The sequence below is a fragment of the Vibrio salilacus genome (assembly GCF_002811245.1).
Lineage (GTDB): Bacteria > Pseudomonadota > Gammaproteobacteria > Enterobacterales > Vibrionaceae > Vibrio > Vibrio salilacus.
The window spans coordinates 37880-52881 of record NZ_NIVQ01000001.1 but is presented as its reverse complement, the minus strand read 5'-3'; the positions used below and the strand labels follow the sequence as shown (position 1 = coordinate 52881).

At 45.9% G+C, this 15002-nt stretch carries 15 protein-coding genes; 9 read left to right on the top strand and 6 right to left on the bottom strand.

Features of this window, described 5'->3' with window-relative positions:
* The first annotated feature begins 232 nt into the window (after window positions 1-232).
* From coxB to CDZ87_RS00195, 4 genes are read left to right on the top strand one after another with little or no spacing between them, the layout of a single operon-like run.
* A complete protein-coding gene (coxB, locus tag CDZ87_RS00210; RefSeq protein WP_479688299.1) occupies window positions 233-1357 on the top strand; it encodes a cytochrome c oxidase subunit II in 1125 nt (374 codons plus the stop codon).
* Window positions 1354-3012 (top strand): cytochrome c oxidase subunit I, encoded by a 1659-nt coding sequence (ctaD, locus tag CDZ87_RS00205; protein ID WP_100751631.1) that lies wholly within the window; start codon window positions 1354-1356, stop codon window positions 3010-3012. Before coxB ends, ctaD begins: the two co-directional genes overlap by 4 nt.
* 10 nt (window positions 3013-3022) lie before the next feature.
* Window positions 3023-3625 (top strand): cytochrome c oxidase assembly protein, encoded by a 603-nt coding sequence (locus CDZ87_RS00200; RefSeq protein WP_100751630.1) that lies wholly within the window; start codon window positions 3023-3025, stop codon window positions 3623-3625.
* Window positions 3622-4506 (top strand): cytochrome c oxidase subunit 3, encoded by an 885-nt coding sequence (locus CDZ87_RS00195; RefSeq protein WP_100751629.1) that lies wholly within the window; start codon window positions 3622-3624, stop codon window positions 4504-4506. The genes CDZ87_RS00200 and CDZ87_RS00195 overlap by 4 nt, the downstream gene beginning before the upstream one ends.
* 15 nt (window positions 4507-4521) lie before the next feature.
* On the opposite strand, the gene CDZ87_RS00190 is transcribed toward CDZ87_RS00195, so the two are convergent.
* Window positions 4522-4761 (bottom strand): DUF2909 family protein, encoded by a 240-nt coding sequence (locus CDZ87_RS00190; RefSeq protein ID WP_100751628.1) that lies wholly within the window; start codon window positions 4759-4761, stop codon window positions 4522-4524.
* Between CDZ87_RS00190 and CDZ87_RS00185 the strand changes: the two genes are divergently transcribed.
* The 4 genes from CDZ87_RS00185 to cyoE are packed head-to-tail and all read left to right on the top strand — an operon-like array spanning window position 4760 to window position 7979.
* Window positions 4760-5500 carry an SURF1 family protein gene (locus CDZ87_RS00185; protein ID WP_100751627.1) on the top strand — a complete coding sequence of 247 codons (741 nt, stop codon included), beginning with the start codon at window positions 4760-4762 and terminating at the stop codon, window positions 5498-5500. The genes CDZ87_RS00190 and CDZ87_RS00185 overlap by 2 nt on opposite strands.
* Window positions 5493-6041: a hypothetical protein gene (locus CDZ87_RS00180; RefSeq protein WP_100751626.1), complete on the top strand. Its 549-nt coding sequence runs from the start codon at window positions 5493-5495 to the stop codon at window positions 6039-6041. The genes CDZ87_RS00185 and CDZ87_RS00180 overlap by 8 nt, the downstream gene beginning before the upstream one ends.
* A 17-nt stretch (window positions 6042-6058) precedes the next feature.
* Complete coding sequence (locus CDZ87_RS00175; protein WP_100751625.1) at window positions 6059-7093, top strand: COX15/CtaA family protein; 1035 nt, start codon at window positions 6059-6061, stop codon at window positions 7091-7093.
* A complete protein-coding gene (gene cyoE / locus CDZ87_RS00170; RefSeq protein ID WP_100751624.1) occupies window positions 7086-7979 on the top strand; it encodes a heme o synthase in 894 nt (297 codons plus the stop codon). Before CDZ87_RS00175 ends, cyoE begins: the two co-directional genes overlap by 8 nt.
* 17 nt (window positions 7980-7996) lie before the next feature.
* Here cyoE and CDZ87_RS00165 read toward each other — a convergent pair whose 3' ends face one another.
* From CDZ87_RS00165 to CDZ87_RS00150, 4 genes are all read right to left on the bottom strand, one after another.
* Complete coding sequence (locus CDZ87_RS00165) at window positions 7997-8893, bottom strand: amino acid ABC transporter permease (protein WP_100751845.1); 897 nt, start codon at window positions 8891-8893, stop codon at window positions 7997-7999.
* A gap of 68 nt (window positions 8894-8961) precedes the next feature.
* Window positions 8962-9804, bottom strand: a complete 843-nt coding sequence (locus CDZ87_RS00160) for a transporter substrate-binding domain-containing protein (protein ID WP_100751623.1) — start codon at window positions 9802-9804, stop codon at window positions 8962-8964.
* Between the two features lie 10 nt (window positions 9805-9814).
* Complete coding sequence (locus CDZ87_RS00155) at window positions 9815-10609, bottom strand: amino acid ABC transporter permease (protein WP_100751622.1); 795 nt, start codon at window positions 10607-10609, stop codon at window positions 9815-9817.
* 1 nt (window position 10610) lies between these two features.
* A complete protein-coding gene (locus CDZ87_RS00150) occupies window positions 10611-11327 on the bottom strand; it encodes an amino acid ABC transporter ATP-binding protein (RefSeq protein WP_100751621.1) in 717 nt (238 codons plus the stop codon).
* Window positions 11328-11629: 302 nt separating this feature from the next.
* Between CDZ87_RS00150 and aroG the strand changes: the two genes are divergently transcribed.
* On the top strand, window positions 11630-12685 hold the full coding sequence (aroG, locus tag CDZ87_RS00145) for a 3-deoxy-7-phosphoheptulonate synthase AroG (protein ID WP_100751620.1): 1056 nt from the start codon (window positions 11630-11632) through the stop codon (window positions 12683-12685).
* A 171-nt stretch (window positions 12686-12856) separates the two neighbouring features.
* On the opposite strand, the gene CDZ87_RS00140 is transcribed toward aroG, so the two are convergent.
* On the bottom strand, window positions 12857-14905 hold the full coding sequence (locus CDZ87_RS00140) for an alpha-amylase (RefSeq protein WP_100751844.1): 2049 nt from the start codon (window positions 14903-14905) through the stop codon (window positions 12857-12859).
* Window positions 14906-15002: the final 97 nt, after the last annotated feature.

Here is a 15002-nt window from a genome sequence, read left to right as displayed (position 1 = left end):
TGTTATTTTGAGTAGGACTTTCTTGCACAATTTCGAAACGCCAACTAACATTCGTTAACATAAATATAACAAATTACACACTATTTGCGTTTTGACTCTATTTTCTCAAGTCGACGGGTCGCTTGATTCCTTTTTGTCTGCTGAGTAATCCTTCAGGTAGTTGTACCTTAATCACACGAGATGGCTTCGGTAGAGGAGAGATCGTTTGAAACCACTACACAGTTCAGTCAAGGTGCTGGCGATACTAGCGCTGCTTGTTGTTGCCAACGCCAGTGCTGAAGACAATGCTTACAACATGACACAGGGCGTTACAGAGATAAGCGGCCAAGTCTATGATTTGCACATGCTTATCTTCTACATCTGTTGTGCCATTGCACTGGTGGTGTTTGGTGTGATGTTCTACTCGATGTACCACCACCGCAAGTCCAAAGGGGCCGTTGCGGCCAACTTTCATGAAAGTACCAAAGTTGAAGTTATCTGGACGGTTATCCCAATCATCATTTTGATTCTGATGGCGATCCCTGCCACTCAAACCTTAGTTGCAATGGAAGATACCTCACGATCGGATCTGACGATCAAAATTACTGGTTCTCAGTGGAAGTGGCACTACAGTTATTTTGATGAGGATGTGGAATTTTTCAGCTTATTGGCGACCAGTCAGAAATCGATAGAAGGTATCGAAGAGAAAGGAGTTAATTATTTGCTTGAGGTTGATAATCCGCTGGTATTGCCGATAAACCGTAAAGTGCGCTTCCTACTCACCTCTGATGATGTTATTCACTCATGGTGGGTGCCTGATTTTGCCGTCAAGAAGGATACGATTCCTGGTTTTATTAACGAGGCGTGGACTCGTATTGATAAACCGGGCATATACCGCGGTCAGTGTGCTGAGCTATGTGGTCGCGCTCATGGCTTCATGCCGGTGGTAGTTCAGGCGATGGAAGAAGACCAATACGATGCGTGGTTAGTGGCAAAAAAAGCGGAACTCGCTCAAGCGAAACAAGAAGCCGCCGCGTCATTGACAGCGTCGCTCTCTATGGATGAGTTGATATCGATTGGTGAACAGGTTTATCAAGACCGATGTGCCGTTTGTCACCAAATCAGTGGCGCAGGAATCCCGGGGGCCTTTCCCGCGATTACTGGCAGCAAAGTGGCGACTGGAGCTGTCAATGAACATGTGGATATTATTGTTAATGGCCGCACTGGTACTGCGATGCAAGCGTTTGCTAGTCAATTAACCGATAAAGAAATCGCTGCGGTCGTTACCTACCAGCGTAACGGATTAGGAAATAATGTGGGGGATTCAGTTCAGGCCTCAGATGTAAACCAGTTTAAGGCGTCTAAGGAGGGGCTATGAAAACGTCCAAACCTGATTCTGTTGTAGAAGATAAATCTAAGCTCGCTCCCGTAACCGATGCGGAGATCTCGCGGGCAAACAGTTCGGCTGCGGTTGAAGCCGACGATCACCATCATTCACCACAAGGCATCACTCGTTGGCTTTATTCCACCAATCACAAAGACATCGGCACACTCTACTTGTGGTTCAGTTTTATTATGTTCCTAACGGGTGGGGCAATGGCGATGGTTATTCGCGCCGAACTCTTTCAACCAGGGCTACAACTTGTTGAACCGCATTTTTTCAATCAGATGACGACCATGCATGGTTTAATCATGGTCTTTGGTGCGGTCATGCCAGCGTTTACTGGCCTTGCGAACTGGATGATCCCGATGATGATTGGTGCGCCAGATATGGCGTTACCACGCATGAATAACCTCAGTTTTTGGATACTCCCTTTCGCTTTTGCCATTTTGCTCGCTTCACTATTTACCGAAGGTGGCGGCCCAGATTTTGGCTGGACTTTCTATGCACCATTGTCGACGACATACGGCCCCGATAGTACTGCGCTGTTTGTGTTCTCGGTACATATAATGGGCATCAGTTCGATCATGGGGGCAATCAACGTCATTGTCACTATCGTTAATATGCGTGCTCCGGGAATGACGTGGTTCAAAATGCCGCTGTTTGTCTGGACGTGGTTAATCACGGCATTTTTGCTTATTGCGGTAATGCCGGTTCTGGCAGGGGCCGTAACCATGGTACTGACAGATAAGTACTTTGGCACGTCATTCTTTGACGCCGCTGGGGGCGGTGACCCGGTAATGTTCCAGCACATTTTTTGGTTCTTCGGCCACCCTGAAGTCTACATTATGATCTTACCATCGTTTGGCATCATCTCAGCAATTGTACCGGCTTTCAGCGGCAAGAGACTGTTTGGCTACCACTCGATGGTTTACGCGACGTGTAGTATCGCCTTGTTGTCGTTTTTGGTTTGGGCGCACCATATGTTCACAACAGGGATGCCGGTGTTTGCCGAACTTTTTTTCATGTATTGCACCATGTTGATTGCGGTGCCGACGGGAGTCAAAGTGTTCAACTGGGTGGCAACCATGTGGCGTGGGGCTATGACGTTTGAAACGCCGATGTTGTTTGCGATTGCGTTTATCATCTTATTCACTATTGGCGGCTTTTCTGGCTTGATGCTGGCGATTGTGCCGGCTGATTTTCAATATCACGATACTTATTTTGTTGTGGCGCACTTCCACTATGTCTTGGTTTCGGGGGCGGTATTCTCGATTATGGCGGCGGCCTATTACTGGTTGCCTAAGTGGACTGGACACATGTATGACCACAAACTGAGCTTATGGCACTTCTGGTGCTCGGTCATTTCCGTCAATGTTCTATTCTTTCCGATGCATTTTCTCGGTTTGGCGGGGATGCCACGTCGTATTCCTGACTACGCGATTCAATTTGCAGACGTTAATCAAATTGTTTCACTTGGCGGCTTTGCCTTCGGTTTATCACAACTGATTTTCTTATGGTTAGTCATCAAGTGTATTCGCGGTGGTGATAAGGCGCCCGCTAAACCTTGGGAACGTGCTGAAGGGCTAGAGTGGACAGTACCAAGCCCGGCGCCTCACCACACTTTTGATACGCCACCCCAAATTGACTGAGGGTAACGATATGAGCGAAGCCACCAACGCTAACCGCAAGCTAACGTTAAAGCTGCTCGCTGCAGTGGTAGCGATGTTTGGTTTTGGTTTCGCTCTCGTACCACTCTACGACATCATGTGTGATGTACTGGGCATCAATGGTAAAACCAACAGCGAATCTGTGTTGCAACCACAAGGTATGGTGCCCGATACATCACGTAGCATTCGGGTTGAGTTTATGGCCCATAATCATAATAACGTACCTTGGTCTTTCGCACCCAAACAGATTGCGATGGACGTTCATCCTGGGCAAGTGATCCAAACCGCGTATTTAGCCCAAAATCTTTCGTCACGCGATATTGTCGGTCAGGCGGTACCATCGGTCTCACCTGGGCTTGGCGCCACATATTTTAATAAAATTGAGTGTTTTTGTTTTAACCAACAACCCTTGTCTGCGGCGGCGAAAACAGAAATGCCTTTGATCTTCTATATTGAACCCGATATTCCTCAGTCGATACATACTCTGACCTTGTCATACACCTTATACGATATCAGTGAGAGAGCGGCTGAAAATGAGTTAGCGAAAGCATCACAACCAATAAAAAGTGATGCTGTGCAAGGAGCAACGCCATGAGTTCAAAACATCAACCCTATTTTGTACCAGCACAAAGCAGTTGGCCTATCGTTGGCGCGGTTGCTCTATTTCTTATCGCGGTGGGCGCAGGCATTACGGTACAGAACATGGCCGAGGGCGGCGATGGCAGTGTGTTCGGTAAGTTGATTTTATTGTCGGGCTTTCTGTTTTTGCTGTACATGTTTGCTGGTTGGTTTAGCAACATCATCACTGAATCTATGAGTGGTCAATACTCTGCGCAGCTATCGCGTTCTTTTCGACAGGGAATGAGTTGGTTTATCTTCTCTGAGATTATGTTTTTTGGTGCCTTCTTTGGGGCTTTATTTTATGCGCGGATGATTTCTGTACCTTGGCTTGGCGGAGCGAGTAATAACGCCATGACTAACGAGGTGATCTGGCCAGCGTTTGAAGCCATGTGGCCGCTGATTATTACGCCCGATGGCGAAACAACCACGGCGATGCCTTGGCAAGGTATCCCGTTAATTAACACCATCATCCTACTGACTTCATCGATAACGCTGCACTTGGCGCATACTAGTCTTGAGAAGAATAAACGTATGGCACTGATTGTGTGGTTAGAGGTGACAATCGTATTAGCGTGTTTCTTTTTGTATTATCAAGGCGTTGAATATGTTCATGCTTATCAAGACCTTGGATTGACGCTGCAATCGGGTGTGTACGGCAATACCTTTTTCTTGCTGACGGGTTTTCACGGTATGCATGTATTGTTAGGCACCACGTTCTTAATCATCTTGTTAGCACGCGTTGCCAAAGACCATTTTGCGCCGAAGAATCATTTTGCTTTTCAAGCAGGGAGTTGGTATTGGCACTTTGTTGATGTGGTGTGGTTATGCTTATTCGTCTTTGTGTATGTACTTTGATTTAAACAAAGTCCTTTAGTAAGGGCGACCATGGGGTTCAATAAACCCGCTAAGTAAGGCCGCAATCAGCAATATGATCGCGAAGGCAGAGAGAAACACCCGGCGGCCAAGGTAAAAGCTCATTGGTTTGTCATCCGGCTCGGCGTTGTCTTCATCATCATCGCTACTTCTAACCATTTCAAACATGGCTCGGCCAAGGTTGATTAGGATGAAAAGCACTAGCAAGAGCAGTACAAGTTTGAAGACGAACACCATGATGGATTCCTTATTCGGGCAGATTTTAACATTACGTTTTGCTGTGGTTTGCCTATTAACTGTGGTTGCCTTTTCTATATTGATCAAATTAGGTTTATGGCAACTGGCACGCGCTGAAGAAAAAAATGAAATAGAGCAAAGAGTTAGTCAAAGGGAAGAACAAGGCCCAGTTTTGTTAACGTCGTTGTCATCGGATCAACGCACGATACCAACGGGGCTGAAAGTGAAACTGAGCGCAGCACCAGTAAAAGATCGTTATCTGCTGCTTGATAATCAACATTATGCTGGTCAGGTCGGGTATTTGGCTTTACAGCTTGTTGAGGCAAAAACAGGACAATGGGTATTAATTGAGCGAGGCTTTGTTGCCGCTCCGAACACAAGAACGCAACTGCCAACGGTGGAATGGTTAACAGAACCGATGGAAATTACTGGTCGGCTTTATCGCAAGTCGCTCAATCCGTTAAGCCAAGATCTGATGATGGAGCAGCGCCAGCCGAGTCGTATTCAAAACCTGAATTTTGCTCAGCTTGAAGCGCTGTGGCAGCTAACACTGGAGCCTTACGTGGTTCAACCCCTGGCTGAGGGCTGGCCCTATCCACAACCTTGGCAACCCGTTTCGATGAACGCGGAGAAACATTTTGGTTACGCCGTGCAATGGTTTTCGATGGCGACAGCTTTGGTCGTGCTGAGTATTTTGCTGTTGATACGAACATTAAAACAAGGAGCGAAAGATGATTAATCCAGTATATCGCGGACGAGTAATTTTTTTGGCTCTTGTGCTGCTATTTGCGTTACCTGCGGTGATTGCGAAAACGATTCTTAGTCAACATTGGTATCAATCGGGCGTGACCAACAAAGGTGTGCTTATTGAGCCTACTGCATCGTTTAGTTCCTTAGCGTTAAACAATCCTTATCAACACAAACAGTGGCAATTGGGTTATGTGATACCAAACCAATGTGATGAATTTTGCCAACAACAGATTTTCCTACTCGGTCAAAGTCATATCGCGCTTGGCAAATATCAGCAACGGGTTCAACCCGTATTATTGAAGTCATCACACAGTGCGGCACCTAATATCGAGCTAGGTGATTATCCAGTGGTCGAGATTGATGACGGCTTTACCCAGCTTGTCGGTCAATTTGAGTATGTCATTGTTGACCCGTTAGGTCAGTTGGTCATGCGTTATCCTAAGGTTGATTCGTCATCAGAGTTGGTGTCACAAAGCAAAGGGTTGTTGGCAGATTTACGCAAACTGCTCAAGCTATCGCGCGTCGGTTAACAGCAAGGAGTGCTGAGATGAAATTGATAACCCTAGTCAGGTTTAGTTTGATACTCACTTTTATCGTGGTGATGTTAGGGGCTTATACGCGTCTTGCTGACGCTGGTTTAGGATGTCCGGATTGGCCGGGGTGTTATGGTCATCTGACTGTGCCCAGCGAGCCCCATGAAATCGCCTTGGCGCAGTCGCTGTTTCCGTCGTTAACGGTAGAAGAGGATAAAGCTTGGCTTGAAATGATTCATCGTTATTTTGCTGGAAGTTTAGGTTTAGTCGTGTTTGCCATTAGCGTTATCGCCATCAAAACCCGCCAGTTGCCGTTATTACTTGCAGGCGCTATCAGTGTGGTGGTGGTTTTCCAAGCGCTACTTGGTATGTGGACCGTAACGATGAAACTGATGCCGATAGTGGTCATGGGACATTTGTTGGGAGGCTTTACTCTGTTTAGTTTGCTGGCTTTTTGTCACTGGCAGCTACGACAAAAAAATGCGCCTAAACAGCCTGTTAAAATGGTGTTGCATTTGCGAATGGTTGCCACTATCACGCTAGTTGTAGTTATTGCTCAGATAGCACTAGGAGGGTGGACGTCCTCTAATTATGCCGCCTTAATGTGTACCCGTTTACCTATTTGTGAAGGTGACTGGACTGCTTATCTTGATTTTGCTACTGCGTTTGATTTGATTCAGCCTCCGCGAGACAGCTATGAATTCGGCACATTGGATTATGCAGCTCGGATGACCATCCATGTTACGCATAGAATAGGCGCGCTGGTGGTGACGTTGATGGTGTTACTGCTCAGTTATCGGTTGTGGGTGACTCAGCAAGCAAGTTTACGCTCTGTTGCCTTAAGCATGTTAGCCATGTTAGTGATACAGATAAATTTAGGAATCGGCAATGTTTTGCTCAGCTTACCTCTGATTATCGCCGTCGCACACAATCTCGGCGCCGCCATGCTTTTACTGACAGTGCTCAAGGCTAATCAGCTTGTGTGGTCATTGGAAGAAGAAACGCAACCCCAATCATCTTTAATTGCCGAGGAGAACGCTCATGAGTAAGACTATCTCGATTAGCTCTGCCAGTGACAATCCCCTATGGAGAAGCTATCTAACATTGATGAAGCCTAAGGTGGTGGCATTGATGTTACTCACCGCCTTGGTTGGCATGTGTTTGGCCGTTCCGGGGACATTACCTGTCCAGCAGACGATATTAGGTTTGATTGGTATTGGCCTGATGGCTGGATCGGCGGCAGCGTTTAATCATCTTATTGATCAAAGGATCGATGCCATCATGGCGCGAACCTATCAACGTCCTCTGCCTCAGGGCAAGCTGTGCTCTAACCATGTGTTTGCTTTTGCAAGTGCCATTGGTGTCGTGGGTTTTGTCATTCTCTACTTTGGCGTCAATAGCTTGACTGCGTGGCTGACGTTGGCTAGCTTGCTTGGCTATGCAGTGGTCTACACCATGTACTTGAAACGTGCAACCCCGCAAAATATTGTTATTGCTGGCATCGCGGGCGCAATGCCGCCTCTTTTGGGCTGGACAGCGGTCAGTGGAGAGCTGCATGCCAATGCATGGCTACTGGTGATGATTATCTTTATTTGGACACCGCCTCACTTTTGGGCGTTGGCAATCCATCGTAAAGATGACTATGCCAAAGCCGATATTCCGATGCTGCCAGTTACCCATGGCGTTGACTACACTAAAACTTCAATATTACTCTATACCGTTTTACTCTCTTTAGTTTGCTTATTACCTGCGTTGGTTGGAATGGCAGGTACGCTGTATTGGGTCGGGTCGATAGTGCTTAGTCTCGGGTTTATTGCCCATGCTTGGAAACTGAAATTTAATCCACATCCCAAGTCGGCAATAGAGACCTTTAAGTTCTCTATATACCACTTGATGTTGCTGTTTCTACTGTTACTTGTCGATCATTATTGGTAATAGCAAAGCTGGAATGATTAGCGTCGAAGGTGACACATAGTGCGTTTCTCAAGTTTTTTAAAAAACAGTGAGAGTGAGAGACAAAGTGCCAGATAACAAAGCCCAACAATCAACCAAATTTCAAAGATAAGACCAGAAGAGTTGGCGATTTCAGTGCCGACAAATGTCATCTCTTGAATAGAGATCAGTGACACTATCGAGGTGTCCTTTACTAATGAAATCGCTTGGCCTGCTAATGCTGGTGTTATAGCCGCAAGAACTTGGGGGGCAATCACGTAGCGGTATTTTATCCATACCGATAGGCCGAGTGAGTCTGCCGCTTCCCATTGTCCTTTAGGGATATTGCTTAACCCAGAGCGAACTACTTCGGCGACATAAGCTGACGATAATAGCCCGACACAGACAATACCCGATAGCAGGTTTTCCCATAAATTCGCTGGGCCAAAGAGTACCGCTTGAAGCGAGTTAATCTCGCCACTGTGTTCGCGTAGCAGGGTACCAAGCCCGAGTAGTGGAATTAATTGGTTGGCGATGAAAAAATAAAAAATAAACACAAACACCAATGGAGGAATGTTACGCATTATTTGGACAAAAGCGTTGGCAGGGGCGCGAAATATTGCGATAGAAGAGTGCCGTGCAACACCGAGTAAGGTACCTAAACTCAACGCCAGTAACATTCCCCAAAGACTGAGTCTGATTGTGGAGATTAACCCTTGAAAGAAATAAGGTAGTGAGCCATCTGCGCGTTGGGTAAAGATCAGCGTCCACGCTTCACTCCATTGCCATTTGTAGTGCACTCCGACAGCGGAGCGATAGTAGAGCCAACCTACAAAAAAAATCAAGATGGTTAGTAACAGAATATCGAGACGATTCACTCGTGGTTTTGTTTTTTTGTTGGTTACTAATTTGAGCATATTCTCGTTGGCCACAACAGATCCTAAGTAAAAAGAGCCCTACTCTGACGAAATAGGGCATCACAGGGTTATTGTCCGGAGGCGGTTTTTTCCTGCCAGTCTAAGGTCGAAAACCAGTACTCATAGCGTTGAATTAACCAGCCATCTCGAGTGCGGGCTTCAATCCACTGATTAAAGAAAGCTTCTTTATCAGCCTCGCCCAAGCGCACAGCGAAGGCTTCATTTCCTTGTGATAAACGCTTATTAAAAGGAATAAATAGTTTATCGCTGTGTTTGACGGTTTCGTGTTCTGGTTTTGGGCTAGAAGCGATGACCGCATGGGCATTACCGTTGATGACTTCTTGAAATGCTTGTGAATCATCATCAAATTGAAGGATTTTGGCTTTAGGGAATGTTTCTCGTGCTACCTGTACCGTGAAAGCGCCACGACGTGCAGCAATTTTTACACGGCGAGAATCAAAGTCGCTAAACTCAGAAAAACCTTCAGCAAGCTTTTTGTTGGCGGCAACTTGAACACCAGAGTGCGAGTAAGGCTGTGTAAATAGAACACTTCGAGCACGTTCTTCGGTTACACTCATACCACCAATGATGACATCAAACTTTTGCGCTAATAGTGCTGGAATAATACCATCCCAAGCGGTAGGAACAAACTCGACTTGCCAACCTGAATCTTTCGCTAGGCGTTTTGCTACATCGATTTCAAAGCCAATTAATTCGCCTTGCTTATCCCGCATCGCCCATGGAACAAATGTAGACATGCCTACACGTAGAGTGCCGCGCTCATTAATTTTATCAAGGTTTGGCGTTTCTGACGCTAAGCTAGGTAAACTTATGGCTAAGCTAAGTAATGCGACACTCGTAGTTCTAAAACGAGTTTTGGTGCGTATTGCAGTGATGAGACATCGTATCATTGTATTTCCTTTATTGTTTTCGCCAGCTAGCGCCAAGTCGCTTCTCCATCCATGCGGAGAGTGCTGAAAGAGAAAGCGTGAGTAGCAGATAGATGCCAGCAACGCTAAACCATATTTCAAACGGCATGGCGGTTTCTGAGACGATATTGCGTCCTTGAGTGGTGAGATCAAAAATTGCCATCACACTGACAATCGATGAATTTTTGATTAATGACACCACCTCATTGGTTAGAGGAGGTAATGTACGTTGAAGTAGTTGCGGTAGGATCACATCGTAATAGGTATAAAACGAACTTAATCCTAGCGATTTCGCTGCTTCAAATTGCCCTTTGGGAATATTGTTCAAGCCGCCACGGAAAATTTCTGCTGTATATGCACCTTGAAATAACGACAGCGCTAATACCGCAGTAGCAAACCTATCTAAACCGATGATTGGGCCGAAAACGAAGTACAATAGATAAATTTGCACCAACAAAGGTGTATTGCGAATCAATTCGATATAGCCGGTAGCTATTGCGCGACCTACCCATGAATCTGAGAGGCGAAGGAGTGCTGTCATTAGTCCTATTAACAGAGTAAAGCCCATGCTGAGCGCTGATATCTTAAGGGTAATAAATAATCCGTCAATGAGCTCGGCAGGCCACCATTGTCCCTCTTCATAAAACGCGATGTAATTAGCAACGCGATGCCACTGCCATTGATAATCAATACCTTTTGCTCCGAGATCGAGTAAGAAAAAGACGCCAATTAACAGCAATAGAATCTGCCCTATAGCGGATAAGGCGGGTTTGATAATTTTGTGCATATCAGTGATTGAGTATTTGTTGAAGAAAGTGTTGTGTCCGAGGATGAGTTGGCGCCGAAAATAACTGCTCGGGCGTACTCATTTCTAAAATTTCTCCCTGATCCATAAAAATCACTCGATGCGCTACTTTTCGTGCGAAGCCCATCTCGTGAGTAACACACATCATGGTAATACCATCACGAGCCAAGTCGACCATGACGTCCAGTACTTCTTGAATGGTTTCTGGATCGAGTGCCGAGGTGGGTTCGTCAAACAGAAGTATCTCTGGTTGCATACATAGCGAGCGGGCAATGGCTACACGTTGCTGTTGCCCACCCGAGAGTTGAATTGGGTACTTGTTGGCTTGCTCAGCAATGTTGACGCGTTGTAAAAAGTGTTCAGCGCGCTGTGTTGCTTGGTGTTTTGTTAACCCGAGAGTACGTATTGGGGCGAGAGTCAGATTGTCGAGCACCGTTAAATGAGGGAACAGATTAAAATGTTGAAAGACCATGCCTACTTTTCCCGGTTGCGAGTCGAGATCGGTATCACCGAGTACCGTAATTTTACCTTGGTTGATGGACTCTAGGCCATTAACCGTTCGAATTAGTGTTGATTTTCCCGAGCCTGATGGGCCACAAATGACCAATATCTCTCCTTTGCGTACACGGAGGTTAATGGCTTTCAAAGCTTGGAATGATCCAAACCACTTGCTGACATTGGTAAAGTCGATGGCATTCATCTAATGGCCAGTGTTATTTTTAGATTGTTAATACCTTAACAATATCAGTTGCATATTGCATCTTGAGAATGGTGAAACTGAGTGAAAAATCTATTGGGTAGATCTTATTGGGTGTAAATATAAAGTTACACCTCATGTAAAATGTAAAAATGGCAAAAATATTGTCTTTTATTGCAAATAGTGGTTGCAAGCTTGGTTTTTGATAGATAAGTTACAGAGACAAGGCCAAGAAAGTGTGAGCATTTTTTCACCAATTTATTTAGGCGAAGCGCTCAGCAAAGAGAAATAGGAAGAAGTAAGCAATGTTCCAGACCGATGATGTACGAATTAATAAAGTAAAAGAATTATTACCACCAGTTGCGGTTTTAGAGAAGTTTCCGGCAACAGAATCAGCTGCTTCTACTACGTTTCGCTCACGTGAAGCGATTGCAAATATCCTCAAAGATAAAGACGACCGCCTTCTTGTGATTATCGGCCCATGTTCGATTCATGACACTGAAGCGGCGCTTGAGTATGGTAAGCGTCTTAAAGTCTTGCGTGAAGAACTGGGTGATCGTCTTGAAGTGGTTATGCGTGTGTACTTCGAGAAGCCACGTACCACTGTGGGTTGGAAAGGCCTGATTAACGACCCTTACTTGAATGACACATTTAAAATTAATGATGGTTTGCGTACAGGGCGAAAGTTACTGCTTGATCTGACCGATATGGGGATGCCGACGGCGAGTGAATTCCTTGATATGATCACGCCGCAGTATGTGGCTGATTTGATCAGTTGGGGCGCTATCGGTGCTCGTACTACTGAGTCTCAAGTTCACCGTGAACTGGCTTCTGGTATCTCTTGTCCGGTTGGTTTTAAAAATGGTACTGATGGCAATATCAAGATAGCGTCTGATGCCATTCGTTCAGCGAGTGCATCGCACCATTTCTTGTCGGTGACGAAATTTGGTCATTCCGCCATCATAGAAACGGCAGGTAATCCTGATTGTCACCTTATTTTGCGTGGTGGTAAAGAACCAAACTACAGTGCTGATCATGTTGGTGCGATTAAGCAGCAGCTTGAATCGTCTGGTCTACCACAGAAAGTAATGATTGATTTTAGCCACGCTAACAGTTCGAAACAGTATCAACGTCAGATGGTGGTTGCAGAAGATGTCGCAAACCAAATCTCGGGCGGTGAAGCCGCTATTTTCGGGGTGATGATTGAATCTCATCTTGTCGAAGGTCGTCAGGATCTTGTGGATGGTAAGGCGCCAACTTACGGCCAGTCTATTACCGATGCTTGTATTGGTTGGGACGATACTGAGAAAGTTTTACGCCAATTGGCAGACGCTGTTGAAGCGCGCCGCAAAAACAAATAACGGTCAGCTCGCCTATTTTTTACATCGAAGAGCTCCTGCGGGAGCTTTTTCCAGCATATGCTTGCCGAGTCGAAAGCGGACCAAGAGTATCGAAACCGCTTAATCAACCTTAATTACGAACCTTAAGATAGGGGCTGCAATATAGAGAAACCAATAACAGCCCCTATGTCATTAACGTCCTACATAGGCGATAATAACTTTGTCATCACCTAGTTGTCTTGAAAATACATACGCGTCTTGCCCCTTGATTTGTTGGTGCGCTCCTCCTCCAATCGCTGGGTGAGCTTGCCTGAACTGGGCTACTTTTTGCCAATGCGCTAACAGTTGTTGTCTTTGCGCATCAAGTTGCCAAATCATGTCAGAGCGAGTCCCTTGGTGGAAGTCGTCCGCATAGGGGCCGAGTTCACGTCCCACTTCATCTCCGTAGTAAATCTGCACTGCACCTGGGCTAAGTAGGAGGGCATTGGCGGCATTCCTCTGCATATCAAAAGAGTTGAAACGATTAAAGAACAGCTCGGTATCATGAGAAGACATGTAGCTCACAGGCGTATAATCGGGCGTTGATTGAATTGAATCGGCATAGTTTTGGTAAATATCCTGCATATAACTAAAACAGGCCGCACCTTTGTCGAGTTTCTTTTGCATGTCGAAGTTGATTAACGCGTCAAAACCTTGGTCGGCATACGGAGAGCGATAGGCCGAGTGACCCCATACTTCTCCCATCATCCAGAATGGTTGACCTTGTGAGCTATTTTTACTGCGCCACTGTTCAAGGTTATCACTGGCCGCTTGCTTAAGCTTTAGCCATACATCGCCCTCAACGTGTTTGACAGTATCAACTCGAAAACCATCAATTCCAAAGCGTTTTACCCAGTCTGCTTGCCATTCAACCAGATAGTCTGCGACGGTATAGTTACTGCGCGTTTTTACTCGGGTATCAGGATTGTCGAGTAACCATTGAGGTGGCGTTACATATTGCTCAGACTCGGTCTGAAAGTCCGGCAGACCCGCTAGGTTCATTGTCGTGTCGCTGCTACCTGGTTGAGGGTAGTGAGGTAAACTGGCGCGAACCCAATCAGGTCCCCACCAGTTGACCCAAGTTTCGCTTTGATAGTCAATGGCCTTGTTAAAACTGTGCCAGTTTTCGCCTGGTTTTGGTGTCCACTGTGACCATTGCTGCGGCATTTCTTTTCTATTCACCACTTGCAGGTTATCCATCTGAAGATCGGCAAGTGTCGCGTAGCCAGCGTGGTTGAGCACCGCATCTAGGAGTATTTTTATCCCGCGCTTGTGCGCCTCTGTCACTAAAGTGCGTAAGTCTTGTTCATCGCCAAAGTTTTGGTCAATTTTGGTAAAGTCGCGCGTCCAATAACCATGGTAGGAATAAAACGGGAAGCTGCCACTTTCACCTCCGCCAACAAAGCCATGAACCTGTTCAACGATCGGTGACAACCAAATGGCATCAGTGCCGAGGCTCTGGATGTAATCGAGTTTAGCGATCACGCCTTTTAGATCGCCACCATGAAAGGTGCCCACTTGTTGTTGGTGATCTTTTTGTCTGCCATAGCTTAAATCATTGCTGGTATCGCCATTGTTGAAACGATCAACCATGACAAAGTAAATATTGGCGTTGTGATAAGTGAATTCGGGTTTATTTTGACCTGAAATGACAGGTTCTAACAACACCAGACCACCACTCTCTTTTGCAGGCAATAGCACAACTTGATCGTTATGCACAGTGACGACCTGACCGCTTAATGCATCTTTAAGCTGCTGTCCTTCGTTGAATGAGCCACCTAAATGAAGGGTCACTTCACCACCCGAATAGGTTTCACATTGTACGTTAGGGATCGGGCGTACAAAGGTTTGTTTACTCTCTTTAGCTTCTCGAGCCACAGTTAGGGTATTGCTTTGCTGATCAAAAGCGAAGGAGTAATCACCTTTAAAGCGAATGTTGACAGAAAATTGTGTCTCTTTACCGCAATTCAGTGCTAGAGGCCGACGAAATTTGACTTTTTGCTCGTTGATATCGTCACATTTTCCCTCAATGCCTGAAAGCGTTATTTGATACGTCGCTTTGCTCAGTGGCAAAACGATAGGTTTACCGCTCTGAAGAGGAAAATCGCGGCTAGTGGTCGTGGTGGAAATGGTCAAGTTTGGGCTGGCCAACGCTGTGGCGCTACAAGCTGTTGCAAGCAGGGCTAGCGAATAAGTCGAGATGTTCTTCACGTTACGTCCTTGATGTCGTTGTTTTTATACTCGACTACCTTACCTAACTCGTTATTCCACCACATCATTCTTAATTTCTACGCCTTAG

Bases quoted from the DNA above. Each gene is read 5' to 3' on its own strand.
- CDZ87_RS00160 (WP_100751623.1), bottom strand. From the start codon at position 9,804: ATGATACGATGTCTCATCACTGCAATACGCACCAAAACTCGTTTTAGA.
- CDZ87_RS00150 (WP_100751621.1), bottom strand. From the start codon at position 11,327: ATGAATGCCATCGACTTTACCAATGTCAGCAAGTGGTTTGGATCATTC.
- CDZ87_RS00195 (WP_100751629.1), top strand. From the start codon at position 3,622: ATGAGTTCAAAACATCAACCCTATTTTGTACCAGCACAAAGCAGTTGG.
- cyoE (WP_100751624.1), top strand. From the start codon at position 7,086: ATGAGTAAGACTATCTCGATTAGCTCTGCCAGTGACAATCCCCTATGG.
- CDZ87_RS00200 (WP_100751630.1), top strand. From the start codon at position 3,023: ATGAGCGAAGCCACCAACGCTAACCGCAAGCTAACGTTAAAGCTGCTC.
- CDZ87_RS00190 (WP_100751628.1), bottom strand. From the start codon at position 4,761: ATGGTGTTCGTCTTCAAACTTGTACTGCTCTTGCTAGTGCTTTTCATC.
- CDZ87_RS00165 (WP_100751845.1), bottom strand. From the start codon at position 8,893: ATGCTCAAATTAGTAACCAACAAAAAAACAAAACCACGAGTGAATCGT.
- CDZ87_RS00155 (WP_100751622.1), bottom strand. From the start codon at position 10,609: ATGCACAAAATTATCAAACCCGCCTTATCCGCTATAGGGCAGATTCTA.
- CDZ87_RS00180 (WP_100751626.1), top strand. From the start codon at position 5,493: ATGATTAATCCAGTATATCGCGGACGAGTAATTTTTTTGGCTCTTGTG.
- ctaD (WP_100751631.1), top strand. From the start codon at position 1,354: ATGAAAACGTCCAAACCTGATTCTGTTGTAGAAGATAAATCTAAGCTC.
- CDZ87_RS00185 (WP_100751627.1), top strand. From the start codon at position 4,760: ATGATGGATTCCTTATTCGGGCAGATTTTAACATTACGTTTTGCTGTG.
- aroG (WP_100751620.1), top strand. From the start codon at position 11,630: ATGTTCCAGACCGATGATGTACGAATTAATAAAGTAAAAGAATTATTA.
- CDZ87_RS00175 (WP_100751625.1), top strand. From the start codon at position 6,059: ATGAAATTGATAACCCTAGTCAGGTTTAGTTTGATACTCACTTTTATC.